Genomic DNA, 16,430 nt, shown 5'->3' on the forward strand with positions numbered 1-16,430 from the left:
ACTTTGGGCGGGCCCGCGCAAGACGGACAGTTCCGAAAAGTGAACGCCTAGAAGCGGAGCCACTTCAGGAGCCCGAGCCCAATCGCGCCGTTGACGATGAGGAAGATCGCGACGATGAGGTTGAGGAGCCGCGGCATGATCAGGATGAGCACGCCCGCAATCAACGACAGGATCGGCGAAATGTGGGCGACGGTGATGTGCATGAACTATCTTTCTGTGGAGGTGAGGCGAATCGCGCGGGGATCATAACCGGCCAAGTTCCGGGAGTAGAGATGCGCAAGAATGGCTACGAGTTCCCCACCTCACGAAAACTGCCCGAAATTGCCGCGAATGCGGCAGACCTTTTGCCGGAACATTGGCTTTCGGCATGCATTGGCAACCGGTCGCGCCATTGGCGCGTCAGAAGATTCAAGTCGAAGGAGTTGTCCATGCGGAACAGGATTCTTGCTCTCGCAGCGCTCGCCGTCGCGATCGGCGCGCCCCTTGCGGCGCAGGCGCAAAGCAGCGTCACAGTCGGACGCGTGGTCGACGGTGCTCCGACCATTGCCGTCGAACAGCGGCCCGCCTTCCGCGAATATGTCGTTGAACAACGTGTGCCGCCCTTCCGCATTCCGGATCGCGTGGTGGTCGGTGCCACCTTACCCGAAGTCGGCGTCACCTATTATGACGTGCCGCAACGTTTCGGCGCCACGACCTATCGCTACACCTGCGTGAACGGCGAAACCGTGCTGGTCGAGCCGCGCTCGCGCCGCATCGTCGAGGTTCTGGACTAAAGACGCAGCCGCTCCATTCGATGTCCGGCGCGTCACATCAGGCTGGCGCGAGCAGTGTTAAATCGGACATCAGGCCCCGCCCGGTCCTCCCCCCGCCGGGCGGGGCTTCTTGTTGTGGTCTCGTGTCCCGGACAAGGCGCGACGCGCAAGCGTTGCGACGCAGAGCCGGGACCCAGATGCTACGAGCACGCGGCAGCATGGGCCCCGGCTCTGCAGCGCACCACGCCGCGAAGCGGCGCGTTGCGCAGCGTCCGGGGCACGAGAGCCGCTATACCCCCCGCCTCAATCCTGGATCTTCGAGAAGTCCGCCACCGCGCGCGTGGCGCTGCGGATCTCGTTGAGGAGCTTCAGGCGGTTCTCGCGCACCTTCGGATCATCGTCATTGACGCGCACCTTATCAAAGAACGCATCGACCGGCGGACGCAGCTTCGCCATCGCACTCATCGCGGCGGCGAAGTCTTCCTTGGCCACCGCAGCGCTGGCTTCCGCCTTGACCTCACCGATCGCCTTGGCCAGCGCCTTCTCCTCAGCGAGGCTGTAGAGCACGGCATCGGGCTCGTGATCGTACTCGCGTTTATCCCTCTTCTCTTCGATAGTTAGAATGTTGCTCGCGCGTTTTGTCCCTGCCAGCAAATTCTTTCCATCATCGCTATCAAGCAATTTTCCGAGAGCCTCGATGCGATCCACGATCGAAATGAGCGAGTGCCCCTTAAAAAGCGATTCCGCACTCAAAACGGCATCGACCAGATCGTGTCGGGCCTTCTGATCCTTGAGCTGGACCTTCAGGCGATCCTCAAAAAAGAGCATCAAGTCATCGATCTTATCGACAACCTCAAGATACTTCTTTCTGTATGAATTCTCGAAGTGCTTTTCGACAATGTTTCGAAGACTGATCTTGATCCGCCGTTCAAGAACTATCCTGATGACGCCAAGTGCCGCGCGACGGAGCGCATATGGGTCTTTGCTCCCGGTTGGCTTTTCATCAATCGCCCAGAAACCGACTAGCGTATCCATCTTGTCGGCGAGCGCCACGGCGACGCTGACCGGATCGGTCGGCACGCGGTCCGCAGGCCCTTGCGGCTTGTAGTGCTCCTCGCAGGCGGCGGCGACGGAGGCGTCCTCGCCCTGCGCCAGCGCATAGTACTTGCCCATCAGGCCCTGCACCTCCGGGAATTCGCCGACGACTTCCGTCAGCAGATCCGCCTTGGCGAGCTGCGCCGCGCGCGTCGCCTTGGCGACATCGGCGCCGACCAGCGGCGCGATCTCAGCAGCAAGGCGCTCGATGCGCTTGATGCGCTCCGCCTGCGTGCCGAGCTTCTCATGGAACACGATCTGCTCGAACTTCGGCAGCCGGTCCTCGAGCCTGGTCTTGAGGTCCGTCTCGTAGAAGAACTTCGCATCCGATAGCCGCGCCCGGATGACGCGCTCGTTGCCGGCGATGATGGTTTTGCCACCGTCGGTCGCCTCGATATTGGCGACCAGGATGAACTTGCTCGCGAGCTTGCCCGTCTTGGGGTCGCGCACCACAAAACACTTCTGGTTGTTGCGGATGGTGGCGCGGATGACTTCGTCAGGAGTCTTCAAAAATTCCGGCTCGAACGAGCCCATCAGCACGACCGGCCATTCGACCAGGCCGGCGACCTCATCGAGCAGGTTCTGGTCCTCGACCAGCTCAAAACCTTGCGCGAACGCGAGCTGCTTGGCGTCGGTGAGGATGGCGTCCTTGCGGCGCTCGGCGCCGAGCACGACTTTTGCGGCAAGAAGCTTAGCCTCGTAGTCCTCGAAGCGGCGCACGGAGATCGGCGCCGGCGCGAGGAAGCGGTGGCCGTAAGTGGTCTGGCCGCTCTCGATGCCGTCGACCTCGAACTTCACGACATCGGGCTCTTCGGTCTCGGGGCCGAAGGTCGCGGTGATCGCGTGCAGCGGACGCACCCAGTTCAGCGAGCCGGGCTTGCCCGAGCGCGCGCCCCAGCGCATCGATTTCGGCCACGGGAAGGTGCGGATGATGACAGGCAGGATCTCGGCGAGCACATCGATCGCGTCGCGGCCGGGCTTCTCGATCAAGCCGATGTAGAAATCACCCTTGGGGTCGCGCTGGATTTTGGCTTCGTCCAGCGACTTCAATCCCGTCGCTTTCAGGAAGCCCTGCACGGCCGCATCGGGCGCGCCGACTTTCGGGCCGCGCCGTTCGGTCTTCAGGTCAGGCTGGCGCGCAGGGATGCCGTGCACGGTAAGCGCAAGGCGCCGCGGCGTCGCGAAGGCCTTTGCGCCCTCGTAGACGAGGCCTTCGGCAACCAGCTTGTCGGTGACCATGCGGCGCAGATCGTCCGCCGCCTTCGCCTGCATGCGCGCGGGAATCTCTTCGGAAAACAGTTCAAGCAAAAGATCGGGCATCAGGCCGCTCCGCCCGCTTCAGTGTGGATCCAGGCCTCGCCACAAGCTTTTGCCAGCTCGCGCACGCGCAGAATGTAGCTCTGCCGTTCGGTCACGGAGATCACGCCGCGGGCATCGAGCAGGTTGAAGACGTGGCTCGCCTTGATGCACTGGTCATAGGCCGGCAGTGCCATCAGGTGCTGTTTCCGGTTGCCGCCGTCGCGCCAGCCGGCATCGAGATATTTTCTGCAGGCAGCTTCCGCCATCTTGAACTGTTCGAACAGCATCGCGGTGTCGGCATATTCGAAATTGTGCCGCGAATATTCCTGCTCGGCCTGCAGGAACACGTCGCCATAGGTGACCTTCTGGTCACCGTCGCGGCCGTTGAAATTGAGGTCGTAGACTCGGTCGACGCCCTGCACATACATCGCGAGGCGCTCGAGCCCGTAGGTGAGCTCGCCCGCGACCGGCGCGCATTCGAAGCCGGCGACCTGCTGAAAATAAGTGAACTGGCTGACTTCCATGCCGTCGCACCAGCACTCCCAACCGAGGCCCCAGGCGCCGAGCGTCGGGCTCTCCCAATCGTCCTCGACGAAGCGGATGTCGTGCACGGCGGAATCGATGCCGATCGCGGCGAGCGACTTCAGGTACAGCTCCTGAAGGTTCGGCGGCGACGGCTTCATGATCACCTGGAACTGGTAATAGTGCTGCATCCGGTTCGGGTTCTCGCCGTAACGGCCGTCCTTGGGCCGGCGCGAGGGCTGCACATAGGCCGCGTTCCACGGCTTTGGCCCGAGCGCGCGCAGCGTGGTCGCCGGATGGAAGGTGCCCGCGCCCATTTCCATGTCGTAGGGCTGCAGGATCACGCAGCCCTGCTCGGCCCAGAACCGCTGGAGCGCGAGGATGAAGCCCTGGAACGAGCGTTCCGGGCGCATATGGGCGGGCAATGAGGCGTCCATCGTCAGATCGGGCTCTCGCGGGGGTTTTGAATCGCGCGGGACCGTATCGACGGCGGGGATGGGAATCAAGGCGAAGGGGGCCGGATTCGGGCGTCATTCCGGGGCGCCCGCAGGGCGAGCCCGGAATCCATTGCGCCGCTCACTCCGTGGTTCGGATGGATTCCGGGTTCTCGCTTCGTGAGCCCCGGAATGACGAACGCGTGGAGGTGTGCCCTTAACCCGGCCGGTAAGCTCCGGTCACGGGGTCACGCTTCAGCGTCTGGATATCCCCCATGCGGGCGGCCTCGGTGACGCGCGACAGGCGCATCTCCTCCAGCTCCTGGTTGATCCGGATGGCGGTCTTGTAGGCCCAGCGGACCACGGCAAGCCCGCCCAGGACGCCCGCGAAAGCGACGAACGGCGGCATCGGTCGATCCTCGTCTCATGCTCAGCCCCCACCAGCATTCTTGCGCAGATGGACCTGCGCCGCAATCGGCGCCGCCCGGGCGAAATGGCGCGGGAGCGCGAGACCTAGAACCCGAATTTCGCCCAAATCGCCCGCGTCTCCACCGCCGAGATCAGCTCGTCCGGCAGCCCGGCCATTGATTCCAGGGCCGAAAGCTGCCCCGCGCCGGGCGATTTCCGGCCCAAAAGGCCGGAGAGCAGCCCGGTCGGCTGCGCGATCACGGGGGTGAGAACCTTCTCACCATAGCGGGCACGAAGAGTTGAGCGGAGATCGCCGATGCTGTCGGCGAGCCCCAGCGCGATCGCGCTGTCCCCCGCCCAGTATTCGCCCGAGAACAGCGTATCGTCGGCTCCCTTCAGCCGGGCGCCGCGGCTTTCCTTGACCAGCGCGATGAAGATCTGGTGGATCTCGCGCTGGATCGCCTTCAGCCTCATGACGTCGTCAGGGTTTTCCGGAAGGAACGGGTCGAGCATCGCCTTGTGCTCGCCCGAGGTGTAGAGGCGCCGCTCGATGCCGAGCCGCCTGATCGCCTCCTGAAAACCGAAACTGCCGCCGACCACGCCGATCGAGCCGAGGATCGAGGAGGGATCGCAGATGATCTCGTTGCCCGCGCAGGCGATCATGTAACCGCCGGAGGCCGCGACGTCCTCGACGAACACGAGCACCGGCAGCTTCTTCTCCGCGGCGAGCTGCTTGATGCGCAAGTAGATCTGGCGCGACTGCACCGGCGAGCCGCCGGGCGAGTTGATCACCAGCGCCACGGCCTTGGCGTGCCGATAGGAAAACGCGCGCTCGAGCACCCGCGCGACGCCGGCAAGCGTCAGGCCCGGACGAAGCGGCGTCACCGCACCGATCACACCGGACAGCCGCACCACAGGCACGACAGCCGTGCCGGGACGAAAGCGCGCCGGCAGGTATTGCATGAGCTTGTCGGCCAGGCCGGAACTCTCACGATCGTTCAATTGTTCGGCCATGGCCTTACCTCTGATTAACCATTTCTTATCACGCGAGTGTCATTGAAAGTGCCAGGAACGTGTTTTGCAGAATTCGCGTTGGGAAGCTGCAATAGGCAGCGGAAGGAAACGCCATGAAGATCTATCTGCTGTTGCTGCTGATCGGTGCGCTTTTCACGGCGCTTCACTTTACGTCGCCGCAAGAGCAGCAGACGGAATCGCTTCCGCAATAAGCCGTCACGGCCTCGCCAGCGGCAACGCCGCCCTCCCCTCCAGAATATCCTTCACCTCTTTCTTCGGCACGTTTGACTCCTCGTTGAGCATGAGGCCCGGCAGCAATTGCGACGGTGCCCGGCCGCCTTTGACTGCGCGCACCAGCACCCGGATGGCAGGCTTTCCCGCTTCGCCATGAACCGGCAGGATCGCGAGGCTGCCGAAGCCGCGTGACAGCGCTGCCATGACATCGCCAATTCCGTCCGCGCGCCAGATCAAGGTCAGCACGCCGCTCGATCGGAGAATGCGCCGGGCTGCATGCACCCACGCATGCAGCGTCTCCTCCCTCGCCACATGCGCGGTGTGGCGCGCCTGATCCGGCGAGCCGCGATGGCGTGCGGGATCGTTGAAGGGCGGGTTCATCAATACGGCGTCGGAACTGTCGGGCAGAAGTCCGTTCGCTGCAAACGCCTGCGCGTCGGCGGTGACGTCGAGCACGATGACCTCGGCGGGAATCGTGTTCGCTGCGGCGTTCGCCCGCGCGAGCTCTGCCAGTTCCGGATCGATCTCGACGAGGCTCAGCCTGATCCCCACGACGCGCCGCGCCAGCGCAAGGCCCGCCGTGCCGACGCCGGCGCCAAGCTCGACCACGCGGTCACCCGCCCTAGCGTCGGTCGCTGCTGCCAGCAGGACGGCGTCGTGCCCGGCGCGGTGACCTGACCGCTTCTGCATCAAGCGCAACTGCCCGCCGAGAAACGCGTCCTCGGTAATATCCGCGGCCTCAATCATCGCCGCGCAGTTCGTGGCTGAGGCCTGCCTCGGTGAGGAGCGCCCTGGCTTCCTCGGCGTCGTCCTCATGAACCAGGATCCGCCGCGGCAGAATGCCGAGAGACCCCTCGATGATGCTCATGTTCTGGTCCAGCACCAGATGATGGATGTTGGCGCCGTCGAGCAGCGCGCCAATCGCCGACACCAGCACCATATCGTTGGTCCGAACCAGTTCACGCAAAACGGAGGTCTCCTGCCTGAAAGTGGCTAACGCGGCAAATGTCAATGGTTCCGCGGCCCTTGCCGCATCCGCCGCCAGTTTCTATTGTATTTCCATCAGAATAGCCCTTCCGGGGCAAATATTGGAGACCGGCGTGGCCGTCATCGTACCTTTCGAAACCCCCGGCGCGTCGATCGAAGAGCTGGTTGCCCTTGTCGCTCCCGACATGGAGCGCGTCAATGCCACGATCCTGTCGCGGACCGGCTCCGACGTGACCATGATCCCTGAAGTGGCCAACCACTTGATCTCCTCGGGCGGCAAGCGCCTGCGCCCGATGCTGACGCTCGCCATGGCCAACCTCGCCGGCTACACCGGTGACGGCCACATCAAGCTAGCTGCCAGCGTCGAGTTCATGCACACCGCCACCCTGCTCCACGACGACGTGGTCGACGAGAGCGAGATGCGCCGCGGCAAGCTGTCGGCGCGCATGCTCTGGGGCAACGAGGCAAGCGTGCTGGTCGGCGACTTCCTGCTCGGCCAGGCTTTCCGCATGATGGTCGAGGTCGGATCGCTGCGCGCGCTCGACATCCTCTCCGCGGCGGCCGCCACCATCGCCGAGGGCGAGGTGATGCAGCTCGCCGCCGCCAAGAACACCGCGACCACCGAGGACGAGTATCTCGCCGTGATCCGCGGCAAGACCGCCGAATTGTTCGCCGCCGCCTGCGAGGTCGGCCCCGTGATCGCGAACCGCCCGAAGGCGGAGCAGACTGCCTGCCGCTCGGTCGGCATGAATCTCGGCATCGCCTTCCAGCTCGTCGACGACGTGCTCGACTATGGGGGCAAGAGCGCCAAGCTCGGCAAGAACACCGGCGATGATTTCCGCGAAGGCAAGATCACGCTGCCCGTCGTGCTCGCCTTCCGCCGCGGCAACGACACCGAGCGCGCCTTCTGGATCCGGGCGCTCGAGCGCGGCGAGATCGGCGATTCCGATCTCGATCACGCTATCGGCCTGATGAACAAGCACCGCGCGCTCGAGGACACGCTGATCCGCGCCCAGCACTACGGCGCCATGGCCGTGGATGCGCTGGCGCTGTTCCCCCCCTCGCCGATGAAGAGCGCGCTGGAGCAGGTCGTGGCGTTCTGCTTGGCAAGATCGCATTAGGCGACTGACGCTCACGCTTTGCGCGCTCCCTCCACCCGTCATTGCGAGCGCAGCGAAGCAATCCGGAATCCCCGCCGCGGAGATAATCTGGATTGCTTCGCTGCGCTCGCAATGACGGAGTACGCCGCGACGGCACCGCTCGCTCTCGTGTCCCGGACGCGCTGCAGCGTGAAACGCTGCTGCGCAGAGCCGGGACCCAAGCGACATCCGCAATCATGATCAATATGGGCCCCGGACGCAGCGCACCGCTAAGAGGCGCTGCGCTGCGTCCGGGGCACGAGAGCGCGCTTCATCTCACCAGCAGAACCCAGCCCCACTCGCTCCACATGGCTGCCCGCGCAGTCACTTGCATTTTGCAAGTTACTGACCTACCTTGCCTGCCATGCAGCCCAAATCCCCTTCCATCCTGGAATGCCCGGTCGGCCGCGCGGTGGAGACGGTCGGCGAGGGGTGGAGCATCCTGATTCTGCGCGATGCATTTCAGGGTGCGACGAAGTTCGACGAGTTCTTGCAAGGCCTCGGCATTGCGCCGAACATCCTGTCGCGGCGGCTGGCGCATCTGACCGAAAGCGGCATGTTCGTGCGTCGCCGCTATCAGGAGCGCCCGCCGCGCTACGAATATGTGCTGACGGACAAGGCGCGGGATTTCTTCCCCGTGATCGCTACGCTGCTCGCCTGGGGCAACAAGCATCTGGCGCCGAAAGGCGAATCCATCCTGCTGGCGAGCCGCGACGATGTCCGCCCGCTCGAGCCGCTCTTGGTCGATGCCGCCGATAAGCGCCCGATCACGCTCGCCAATGCGGTCGTCGTCGCAGGTCCCCGCGCCAGCCGCGGCATGCGCGCACGGCTTGCTTCGCTCAAGGCCATGAACCCGGCCGTCGCGCCGGCTGGAGACTGACATGCGTCGTATCGTGGTGACGGGAATGGGCGCGGTGTCGCCGCTTGGCTGCGGCGTCGAATTGACGTGGCGGCGGCTGCTCGCCGGGCAAAGCGGGCTGCGCCCGTTGCCGGAATGGGCAGAGGCGCTGCCCGCGCGCATCGCAGGTCTCGTGCCCGACAAGACCGATGATGCCGAAGGCGGTTTCGATCCGGCGCAGGCTGCCGCGCCAAAAGACCAGCGCAAGATGGACCGCTTCATCCTGTTCGCGCTGCTCGCCACCGCGGAAGCCGTCGCGCAAGCCAAATGGACACCGCAGGACGCTGGCGCGCTCGAGCGCACCGCGACGATCATCGCCTCCGGCGTCGGCGGCTTTCCGGCGATGGCGGAGGCGGTGCGCATCACCGAGCAGCGCGGCGTGCGCCGGCTGTCGCCGTTCACGATCCCCTCGTTCCTCGCCAATCTCGCCGCCGGCCACATCTCGATCAAATACGGCTACAAGGGCGCGCTGGGCACGCCCGTCACGGCCTGCGCCGCCGGCGTGCAGGCGATCGGCGATGCCGCGCGCATGATCCGATCAGGCGAAGCTGACGTTGCGATCTGCGGCGGCGCGGAGGCCTGCATCGACATCGTCAGCCTCGGCGGCTTTGCGGCCGCTCGCGCGCTGTCGAGCGGCTTCAACGACGAGCCAGCGCGCGCCTCGCGTCCGTTCGATCGCAACCGCGACGGTTTCGTCATGGGCGAAGGCGCCGGCATCCTGGTGATCGAGGCGCTGGAGCATGCGCAGGCGCGCGGTGCGACGCCGATCGCCGAGATCGTAGGCTACGGCACGACCGCGGACGCCTATCACATGACCTCGGGGCCGCCCGATGGCGATGGTGCCCGCCGCGCCATGGAGATCGCGCTTCGGCAGGCCAAGCTTGCGCCCGCGGATGTGCAGCACCTGAACGCGCACGCGACCTCGACACCGGCCGGCGACGAAAGCGAGCTCGGCGCTATCGGCGCGCTGTTCGGCCGCAACCGCGGCATTGCCGTGAGCGCAACCAAATCGGCCACGGGTCACCTGCTCGGCGCCGCCGGCGGGCTGGAAGCGGTTTTCACCGTGCTCGCATTGCGCGACCAGATCGCGCCGCCCACGCTCAATCTCGAAAACCCCGATCCGGGCGCTGAAGGCATCGATATTGTCGCAGGTAGCGCGCGGCCGATGCCGATGCAGCATGCCATCTCCAACGGGTTCGGCTTCGGCGGGGTCAATGCCAGCGTGATCTTGCGCCGGCTGGGCTGAACGAGAGGCCTTGCAATCGCCGCCCGCTCCGCTACGAAAACGGCATGATCGAAACGAATTTCTGGCTGTTCCTGGCCGCAGCTCTCCTCATTGCCGCCGTTCCCGGCCCCGGCATTTTTTACGTCGCCGCGCGAACCTTGTCGGAGGGGCGTGGCAGCGGCTTTGCCTCGACCGCGGGCACGGCGCTGGGCGGACTGGTTCATGTGGTCGCGGGCAGCCTCGGCATCTCCGCCATCATCCTGGGCAGCGCGGAGCTGTTTGCCGCCGTGAAGTTCGTCGGCGCGCTCTATCTGGTCTGGCTCGGCATCAAGACGTTTCGCTGCGCCGGCAACAACCTGTCGCTCGGGAGCGAGCCGATCGGCGACAAGCGCGCCTTTCGCGACGGCGTGCTGGTCGAAGCGCTCAATCCGAAGACCGCGGCATTCTTCCTCGCCTTCATTCCACAGTTTCTCGATCCGTCGGACTCGAACCCGACGCTGCAATTCATCCTGCTGGGTGCGATCTCCGTGGCCCTGAACACGCTCGCCGATGTCGTGGTGGTGCTGATGGCCTCCGCGACGCGCGCGCAGCTGACCGGACGGCCGCTTCTGATGCGTCGCCTCACACAGGGCTCCGGCGTCTTCATCGCGGGTCTCGGCCTCTCGCTCGCCCTGGCGCGGCGGCCGGCAAATGGCTAGCGCCCCGCAAAGCCGCTTCTATGAATCGCACGGCCTGCGGCTACACTACGCCGACTGGGGCAACGAGGGCGCACCCGCCGCCATCCTGGTGCATGGCGGTCGCGATCATTGCCGCAGCTGGGATCACATCGCGCGTTCGCTGCAACCGCATTTTCGCGTCGTCGCGCCCGACCTGCGTGGTCACGGCGATTCTGACTGGACGAGAGGCGGCAGCTACGCGCTGACAGAATATGTGTACGATCTCGCGCAGCTGGTTCGCACCTTAGCCACGTCTCAGGTCACCCTGATCGGCCATTCGATGGGCGGCATGGTGAGCCTGATCTTTTCGGGCGCATTCCCCGAACAGGTCACGAAGCTCGTCGTCCTCGACGGCGTGACCATGTTGCCCGACGCACCGAAGCCGCCGGCGCATGAGCGCATCGGCAGATGGGTCGGCCAGCTCGACAGACTGCACGACCGCACCCCGCGCCGCTATGCGACGCTCGAGGACGCCGCCGCGCAGATGATGCTTCACAACAAGCGCCTTGCCCGCGACCTCGCGCTGCATCTCGCCAAGCACGGCGCACGGCGGAACGAAGACGGCAGCTACAGCTGGAAGTTCGATCCCTACCAGCGCGCCTCCGCGCCACACCGGCTCTGGCCCGACGATCACATCGAGCTGTGGTCGCGGATCACGTGCCCGACGCTGCTGCTCAATGCCGGCGAAAGCTTTCTGGTGGGCGCCAGGGCCGCGGGCCTGGAGCGGTACTTCCAGAACGCGCGCGTCGAGACCATCGCCGGGGCGGGACACTGGCTGCAGCACGACAAGCCGCAGGAGGTGTTGGGTGAGATCCGGACGTTTCTGGGATTGACCGGGGAAAGCGGCGAGTAGCTGACTGCCGTAGGGTGGGCAAAGCGAAGCGTGCCCACCGCTTTCACCGCGCAACGGGAATGATCGTGGGCACAGCGCTATCGCGCCTTTGCCCACACTACGGCAGCGGTACCCTAGCTCAACGTGCCCGCATGCACCCACCAGGCGGGGTGATCGCGGCGGATCTTTTCGGCCGCGGCATGCGCCTCCGCGGGCGCGCCGTAGATCGCAAAGCACGTCGCGCCCGAGCCGGACATGCGGGCGAGCTTGACGCCGGCGGAATCGCGCAAGGCGTCCAGCACCTCGCCGATCACAGGCTCGATCCGCAGCGCGGGCGCTTCGAGATCGTTGGCGACGGTCTCGAGAACCTCGACCCAATCGGAAATCGAGGCGCCCTCCTCCGGCCAAGCCGGCGCGCGGATGACGTCGGTGACGCCGACCAGGAGCTCGCCGTTGCGCAGGCCCAGCGCCTGGAACACGTCCTTGGTGGCGACCGGCACGCGCGGATTGACCATGACGCAAGGCATGCTCGGCAGCGCGAGCGGCAGCAGCTGCTCGCCGACGCCGGTCATGTCGCAGGCGCGCGAGAGGAGGCACACCGGCACGTCGGCGCCGGTTGCGAGCGCGACCTTCTGAATGCGGGGATCATCGAGCGACAAATCGTTGAGACGCGCCAGGAGCCGCAGCGCGGCCGCGGCATCCGCCGAGCCGCCGCCGATGCCGGCTGCAACGGGGAGCACCTTGTCGAGCGCGAAGGCGCCCAGCTGCAGGCCAGGGATCGCCTCGGCAAGCAGCTTGGCGGCCTTGAGCACGAGATTGTCGGCGGTGTCGCCGCAGGCGGCAGCCAGCGGCCCAGTCGTGGTGAGCTTCAGCTCCCCGCCCGGCTCCAAGGTGAGCCGGTCGGCGCAGTCGGCAAACGCGACCACGCTTTCGAGATCATGATAACCGTCGGCACGACGGCCGACGACGCGAAGGCTCAAATTGACCTTCGCCCGTCCCTCTTCAATCCACGCCGACATTGGCGATCAGCCCCCAAGACTCACTTGTTTGCGCATGATCCGATCGGAAAACCGCTCCACACTTTTCCGGATCATGCGCCTAGCTTAGCCGCCCTTGCCGTCGTCCTTCTTCTTCTCGGCCTGCGCCGCAGAAGAGTTCGAATTGTCGTCGGGGAGGCCATTGGCGATCTTGGCCTCGATCTTCGGCAGCTCTTCCGGCTCGGGCTTGAGATCGCGCGCATGCGACCACTGGAATTTTGCCTCGAGCGTTCGGCCGACGCGCCAATAGGCGTCGCCGAGGTGGTCGTTGATGGTGGGATCCTCGGGCTTGAGATCGATCGCGCGTTCGAGGTTCTTCACCGCCTCCTCGAAATTGCCGATGCGGTAATAGGCCCAGCCGAGGGAATCGACGATGTAGCCGTCGTCGGGACGCTGCTCGACGGCCCGCTTGATCATCTTCATGCCTTCGTCGAGATTCACGCCCTGGTCGATCCAGGAATAGCCGAGATAGTTGAGGACGTGCGGCTGATCGGGCTGCAGCTCCAGCGCCTTCTTCATGTCGGCCTCGGCCTTGGCCCATTGCTTGGAGCGCTCCTGGCAGATGCCGCGATAATAGTACCAGACGCTATTGGCCTTGTCGTTGCCGGGCGGCAGCACCTCGATGCCGCGCGAATAGGTCGCGCCGCAATCGCCGAACCGCTTGCGGCCGCGCTCGATGTTGCCGAGCGCCATGATGGCTTCGAGGTCCTTGGGATCCTCCGAGGTGACGCCCTTGAGGATCTTGATCGCCTCGTCGGTGCGGTCGGCGGAATCGAGATCGATGGCGAGCTGAATCTGCGCGTTGCGCTTGAGCGGCGAGTTGGCGGGCACGCGCTCGTAGACCTTGATCGCCATCTTCGGCCGCTTGACCGATTCGTAGAGATCGGCGAGCGACAGCAGCGCCAGCGGATGGCTCGGCTGCAGGTAGAGCGAGAGCTGGAGATAGACCAGCGCCAGATCCTCGCCGCCGCGGCGGGTCAGCGTCGCGCCGATGCCGTAGAGCGCTTCGGCGGCGCCGGCCTGCGCGGAATCGACCAGCGGCGGCATCTTCTTGCCGGCCTTGGTCTCGCGCAGGCCTTCCTGGATCAGCGGATGGCGTGCCAGCTTCTTGTCGAAGGCCTGGTAGACATTGGTGGCCGCGGCGGAATCCTTGTTGCGCGACAGCCAGCGCGCATAGGCCTCGGTCACGCGCAGCATGGAATCGTCGAGCTTGTAGGCGCGCTCGAAGCGCGTGCCGGCGTCCTTGTCCTTGCCGGAGAGCTCCAGGATCATGCCGGTGTGGAGATCCTTGAACAGCGGATACCATTCCGGACCTGTCAGCTTGTCGATGGTGGCGACACCACCCTTGGCATCGCCCGCACCATAGGCGGCCCAGCCCGACAGCAGCGTGGCGACGAGATCGGTGATCGGACCACGGATCGACTGGTTGATGTTGGTCTGCGCCGCGACGTACTTCTTCAGCTTGAGATCGTGCACGCCGACGACGAGACGGGCGACGCGGTTGGTCTTGTCGATGGTGAGGATGCGCTCGGCGAGCTTGACCGCCTCCTCGATGTCGCCGTCGGCGACCGACGAGATGAAGGCACGGTCGAGCAGCTCGTTGTTCTTGGGATCGGTGCGGAGCGCCGAACGGTAGAATGCGGCGGCCGAGGCCGCGTCGCGCTCGACGCTGGCATGGCGGGCGGCGAGATAGCTGCCGGCGCCGGTGAGCGACTTCAGATCGTTTCGCGTCGGAAACTGCGCCGCCGTGTTCTCCGGATGATCCGGCGTCTGCGCCAGGACCGCGCCGGGGACCGTCGCGATCGCGGTGCCCATGAGGGCGATGGCGGCAGCAGTCCAGCGGTTGAAACGATTTGAAAACATCAGGGCTCGCCTTGAGTTGGTGGTGCCTGGGTTTGCAGCAGAAGGCCGTATCGCAAGCGAACGCAGCCGGTGACATCCGGGCCCGGAACCGTCAGGCCGACAATGCCGCTTTTGGCGCTTCGCCGCAAGGATTCGGACCCGGGAAGATCCCCTCCGCACGCCCAAACCGGCCCATTGAAACCGCGCCAGCGCCCCAAGACGCCGCCACTATGGCCTTATCGTGGCCGCGGCGGGTCGCCGCAGCCTCGTCCTCACGGGAACGTGCGTCTGGTCACCCGTGCGATGCGCCCCTCACATCGCCTCGTAGTTCGGGCCGCCGCCGCCCTCCGGGGGAACCCAGGTGATGTTGCCGTTGGGATCCTTCACGTCGCAGGTCTTGCAGTGAACGCAGTTCTGGGCGTTGATCTGGAAGCGCGGGCCGGAGCCCTCCTCGATCCATTCATAGACGCCAGCCGGGCAATAGCGGTTCGAGGGGCCGGCATAGACGTCGTGCTCGGAGCTCTTTTGGAGGTTCATGTCGGTGACCTTCAGATGGATCGGCTGGTCCTCCTCGTGATTGGTGTTGGACAAAAACACCGAGGACAGCTTGTCGAACGTGATCTTGCCGTCGGGCTTCGGGTAGTTCCTGGGCGCGTGGCTCTTGGCCGAATCGAGCGTGGCGCGGTCGGGCTTGACGTGCGACTGCGTGCCAAACAGTGAGGTGCCGAACAGCGTATTGCACCACATATCGAAGCCGCCCAGCGCGACGCCGAGCACGGTGCCGAACTTCGACCACAATGGCTTGACGTTGCGGACCAGGAACAGGTCCTTACCGACCGATGAGGAGCGCCAGGCGTTCTCGTATTCGACGAGCTCGTCATTGGCGCGGTCGGCGGCGAGCGCGGCCGCAACATGTTCGGCAGCAAGCATGCCGGTGCCCATCGCATTGTGCACGCCCTTGATGCGCGGCACGTTGACGAAGCCGGCCGCGCAGCCGATCAGCGCGCCGCCGGGGAAGCTCAGCTTCGGCACCGACTGATAGCCGCCCTCGGTGATGGCGCGCGCGCCGTAAGCGAGCCGCTTGGCGCCTTCGAAGGTGCCGCGGATCGAGGGATGGGTCTTGAAGCGCTGGAATTCGTCGAACGGGGACAGATAGGGATCGTCGTAGTTCAGATGCACGACGAAGCCGACGGCGACGAGATTGTCGTCGTAGTGATAAAGGAACGAGCCGCCACCGGTCTTGAGGTCAAGCGGCCAGCCGAATGAATGCTGGATCAAGCCCTTCTGGTGCTTGGCGGGATCGATCTGCCAGACCTCCTTGAGGCCGATGCCGAACTTCGGCGGCTCGCTCTTGGCGTCGAGCGCGAACTTGTTGATGAGCTGCTTGGTCAGGCTGCCGCGGGCGCCTTCGGCGAACAGCGTGTACTTGCCGAGCAATTCCATGCCGCGCGTGAAGGAATCCTTCGGCTTGCCGTCGCGGCCGATGCCCATGTCGCCGGTGGCAATGCCCTTGACCTTGCCCTCCTCGTCATAGAGCACCTCGGCCGCCGCAAAGCCCGGATAGATCTCAACGCCGAGCGCCTCGGCCTTGCGCGCCAGCCAGCGGCAGACATTGCCGAGCGAGCCGATGTAGCAGTGATGATTGTCCATCAGCGGCGGCATCATGAAATTCGGCAGCTTGATCGCGCCGCCGCCGGTCATCCAGTAGAAGCGGTCGTCCTTGACCTGCGTCTTCAGCGGGCAGTCGGCATCCTCGCGCCAGTCCGGAATCAGCTTGTCGAGGCCAGCGGGATCGATCACGGCGCCCGAGAGGATGTGCGCACCAACCTCGGAGCCCTTCTCCACCACGACGACGTTGAGCTCGGCGTTGAGCTGCTTGAGCCGGATCGCGGCCGACAGACCCGACGGGCCGGCGCCGACGATGACGACGTCGAATTCCATGGATTCGCGCGGGGGAAGTTCTTCGGTGCTCATCTGATCTCAGCCCTTGAGACGG

Annotated in this window: 16 protein-coding genes; 6 read left to right on the forward strand and 10 right to left on the reverse strand. The window is 65.2% G+C overall.

The window, feature by feature from the left end; genetic code table 11:
• Positions 1–47: 47 nt before the first annotated feature.
• Positions 48–203 (reverse strand): DUF3096 domain-containing protein, encoded by a 156-nt coding sequence (locus ABIA40_RS23130; protein ID WP_008562090.1) that lies wholly within the window; start codon positions 201–203, stop codon positions 48–50.
• Positions 204–428: 225 nt separating this feature from the next.
• On the opposite strand from ABIA40_RS23130, the gene ABIA40_RS23135 reads away from it, so the two are divergent.
• On the forward strand, positions 429–773 hold the full coding sequence (locus tag ABIA40_RS23135; RefSeq protein ID WP_404546325.1) for a DUF1236 domain-containing protein: 345 nt from the start codon (positions 429–431) through the stop codon (positions 771–773).
• 282 nt (positions 774–1,055) lie between these two features.
• Here ABIA40_RS23135 and glyS read toward each other — a convergent pair whose 3' ends face one another.
• From glyS to ABIA40_RS23165, 6 genes are all read right to left on the reverse strand, one after another.
• Positions 1,056–3,167, reverse strand: coding sequence for a glycine--tRNA ligase subunit beta (glyS, locus tag ABIA40_RS23140; RefSeq protein WP_404543353.1), 2,112 nt, complete (start codon positions 3,165–3,167; stop codon positions 1,056–1,058).
• On the reverse strand, positions 3,167–4,105 hold the full coding sequence (locus ABIA40_RS23145) for a glycine--tRNA ligase subunit alpha (RefSeq protein WP_036024903.1): 939 nt from the start codon (positions 4,103–4,105) through the stop codon (positions 3,167–3,169). Before ABIA40_RS23145 ends, glyS begins: the two co-directional genes overlap by 1 nt.
• 214 nt (positions 4,106–4,319) lie before the next feature.
• Positions 4,320–4,511 (reverse strand): hypothetical protein, encoded by a 192-nt coding sequence (locus ABIA40_RS23150; RefSeq protein WP_036006375.1) that lies wholly within the window; start codon positions 4,509–4,511, stop codon positions 4,320–4,322.
• Positions 4,512–4,615: 104 nt separating this feature from the next.
• A complete protein-coding gene (locus ABIA40_RS23155; protein WP_404543354.1) occupies positions 4,616–5,524 on the reverse strand; it encodes a S49 family peptidase in 909 nt (302 codons plus the stop codon).
• Between the two features lie 216 nt (positions 5,525–5,740).
• A complete protein-coding gene (locus ABIA40_RS23160; protein WP_271540465.1) occupies positions 5,741–6,505 on the reverse strand; it encodes a tRNA1(Val) (adenine(37)-N6)-methyltransferase in 765 nt (254 codons plus the stop codon).
• On the reverse strand, positions 6,498–6,725 hold the full coding sequence (locus tag ABIA40_RS23165; RefSeq protein WP_008562067.1) for a DUF2007 domain-containing protein: 228 nt from the start codon (positions 6,723–6,725) through the stop codon (positions 6,498–6,500). Before ABIA40_RS23165 ends, ABIA40_RS23160 begins: the two co-directional genes overlap by 8 nt.
• A 133-nt stretch (positions 6,726–6,858) precedes the next feature.
• Here ABIA40_RS23165 and ABIA40_RS23170 point away from each other — a divergent pair, with 133 nt between their 5' ends.
• From ABIA40_RS23170 to ABIA40_RS23190, 5 genes are all read left to right on the forward strand, one after another.
• A complete protein-coding gene (locus ABIA40_RS23170) occupies positions 6,859–7,866 on the forward strand; it encodes a polyprenyl synthetase family protein (protein ID WP_036006386.1) in 1,008 nt (335 codons plus the stop codon).
• A gap of 382 nt (positions 7,867–8,248) precedes the next feature.
• Positions 8,249–8,764 carry a winged helix-turn-helix transcriptional regulator gene (locus ABIA40_RS23175; protein ID WP_404543355.1) on the forward strand — a complete coding sequence of 172 codons (516 nt, stop codon included), beginning with the start codon at positions 8,249–8,251 and terminating at the stop codon, positions 8,762–8,764.
• 1 nt (position 8,765) lies between these two features.
• On the forward strand, positions 8,766–10,028 hold the full coding sequence (fabF, locus tag ABIA40_RS23180; protein WP_404543357.1) for a beta-ketoacyl-ACP synthase II: 1,263 nt from the start codon (positions 8,766–8,768) through the stop codon (positions 10,026–10,028).
• A 44-nt stretch (positions 10,029–10,072) separates the two neighbouring features.
• A complete protein-coding gene (locus ABIA40_RS23185; protein WP_404543358.1) occupies positions 10,073–10,705 on the forward strand; it encodes a LysE family translocator in 633 nt (210 codons plus the stop codon).
• Positions 10,698–11,576, forward strand: coding sequence for an alpha/beta fold hydrolase (locus tag ABIA40_RS23190; RefSeq protein ID WP_404543360.1), 879 nt, complete (start codon positions 10,698–10,700; stop codon positions 11,574–11,576). Before ABIA40_RS23185 ends, ABIA40_RS23190 begins: the two co-directional genes overlap by 8 nt.
• 113 nt (positions 11,577–11,689) lie before the next feature.
• Here the strand turns inward: ABIA40_RS23190 and ABIA40_RS23195 are convergent, their stop codons facing one another.
• From ABIA40_RS23195 to ABIA40_RS23205, 3 genes are all read right to left on the reverse strand, one after another.
• A complete protein-coding gene (locus ABIA40_RS23195; protein WP_271540451.1) occupies positions 11,690–12,574 on the reverse strand; it encodes a 4-(cytidine 5'-diphospho)-2-C-methyl-D-erythritol kinase in 885 nt (294 codons plus the stop codon).
• Positions 12,575–12,658: 84 nt separating this feature from the next.
• Positions 12,659–14,455 carry a tetratricopeptide repeat protein gene (locus ABIA40_RS23200; protein ID WP_157284776.1) on the reverse strand — a complete coding sequence of 599 codons (1,797 nt, stop codon included), beginning with the start codon at positions 14,453–14,455 and terminating at the stop codon, positions 12,659–12,661.
• A 291-nt stretch (positions 14,456–14,746) separates the two neighbouring features.
• Complete coding sequence (locus ABIA40_RS23205; RefSeq protein ID WP_404543361.1) at positions 14,747–16,408, reverse strand: electron transfer flavoprotein-ubiquinone oxidoreductase; 1,662 nt, start codon at positions 16,406–16,408, stop codon at positions 14,747–14,749.
• Between the last annotated feature and the right edge of the window lie 22 nt (positions 16,409–16,430).

Origin of the sequence: Bradyrhizobium sp. USDA 223, from assembly GCF_044909005.1 — a bacterium.
GTDB lineage: Bacteria > Pseudomonadota > Alphaproteobacteria > Rhizobiales > Xanthobacteraceae > Bradyrhizobium > Bradyrhizobium yuanmingense.

What these genes read in the sequence shown, in the direction of transcription:
- glyS (WP_404543353.1), bottom strand. Translation starts at nt 3,167, where the DNA reads ATGCCCGATCTTTTGCTTGAACTGTTTTCCGAAGAGATTCCCGCGCGC.
- ABIA40_RS23205 (WP_404543361.1), bottom strand. Translation starts at nt 16,408, where the DNA reads ATGAGCACCGAAGAACTTCCCCCGCGCGAATCCATGGAATTCGACGTC.
- ABIA40_RS23130 (WP_008562090.1), bottom strand. Translation starts at nt 203, where the DNA reads ATGCACATCACCGTCGCCCACATTTCGCCGATCCTGTCGTTGATTGCG.
- ABIA40_RS23185 (WP_404543358.1), top strand. Translation starts at nt 10,073, where the DNA reads ATGATCGAAACGAATTTCTGGCTGTTCCTGGCCGCAGCTCTCCTCATT.
- ABIA40_RS23190 (WP_404543360.1), top strand. Translation starts at nt 10,698, where the DNA reads ATGGCTAGCGCCCCGCAAAGCCGCTTCTATGAATCGCACGGCCTGCGG.
- ABIA40_RS23150 (WP_036006375.1), bottom strand. Translation starts at nt 4,511, where the DNA reads ATGCCGCCGTTCGTCGCTTTCGCGGGCGTCCTGGGCGGGCTTGCCGTG.
- ABIA40_RS23195 (WP_271540451.1), bottom strand. Translation starts at nt 12,574, where the DNA reads ATGTCGGCGTGGATTGAAGAGGGACGGGCGAAGGTCAATTTGAGCCTT.
- ABIA40_RS23145 (WP_036024903.1), bottom strand. Translation starts at nt 4,105, where the DNA reads ATGGACGCCTCATTGCCCGCCCATATGCGCCCGGAACGCTCGTTCCAG.
- ABIA40_RS23175 (WP_404543355.1), top strand. Translation starts at nt 8,249, where the DNA reads ATGCAGCCCAAATCCCCTTCCATCCTGGAATGCCCGGTCGGCCGCGCG.
- ABIA40_RS23160 (WP_271540465.1), bottom strand. Translation starts at nt 6,505, where the DNA reads ATGATTGAGGCCGCGGATATTACCGAGGACGCGTTTCTCGGCGGGCAG.
- ABIA40_RS23155 (WP_404543354.1), bottom strand. Translation starts at nt 5,524, where the DNA reads ATGGCCGAACAATTGAACGATCGTGAGAGTTCCGGCCTGGCCGACAAG.
- ABIA40_RS23200 (WP_157284776.1), bottom strand. Translation starts at nt 14,455, where the DNA reads ATGTTTTCAAATCGTTTCAACCGCTGGACTGCTGCCGCCATCGCCCTC.
- fabF (WP_404543357.1), top strand. Translation starts at nt 8,766, where the DNA reads ATGCGTCGTATCGTGGTGACGGGAATGGGCGCGGTGTCGCCGCTTGGC.
- ABIA40_RS23135 (WP_404546325.1), top strand. Translation starts at nt 429, where the DNA reads ATGCGGAACAGGATTCTTGCTCTCGCAGCGCTCGCCGTCGCGATCGGC.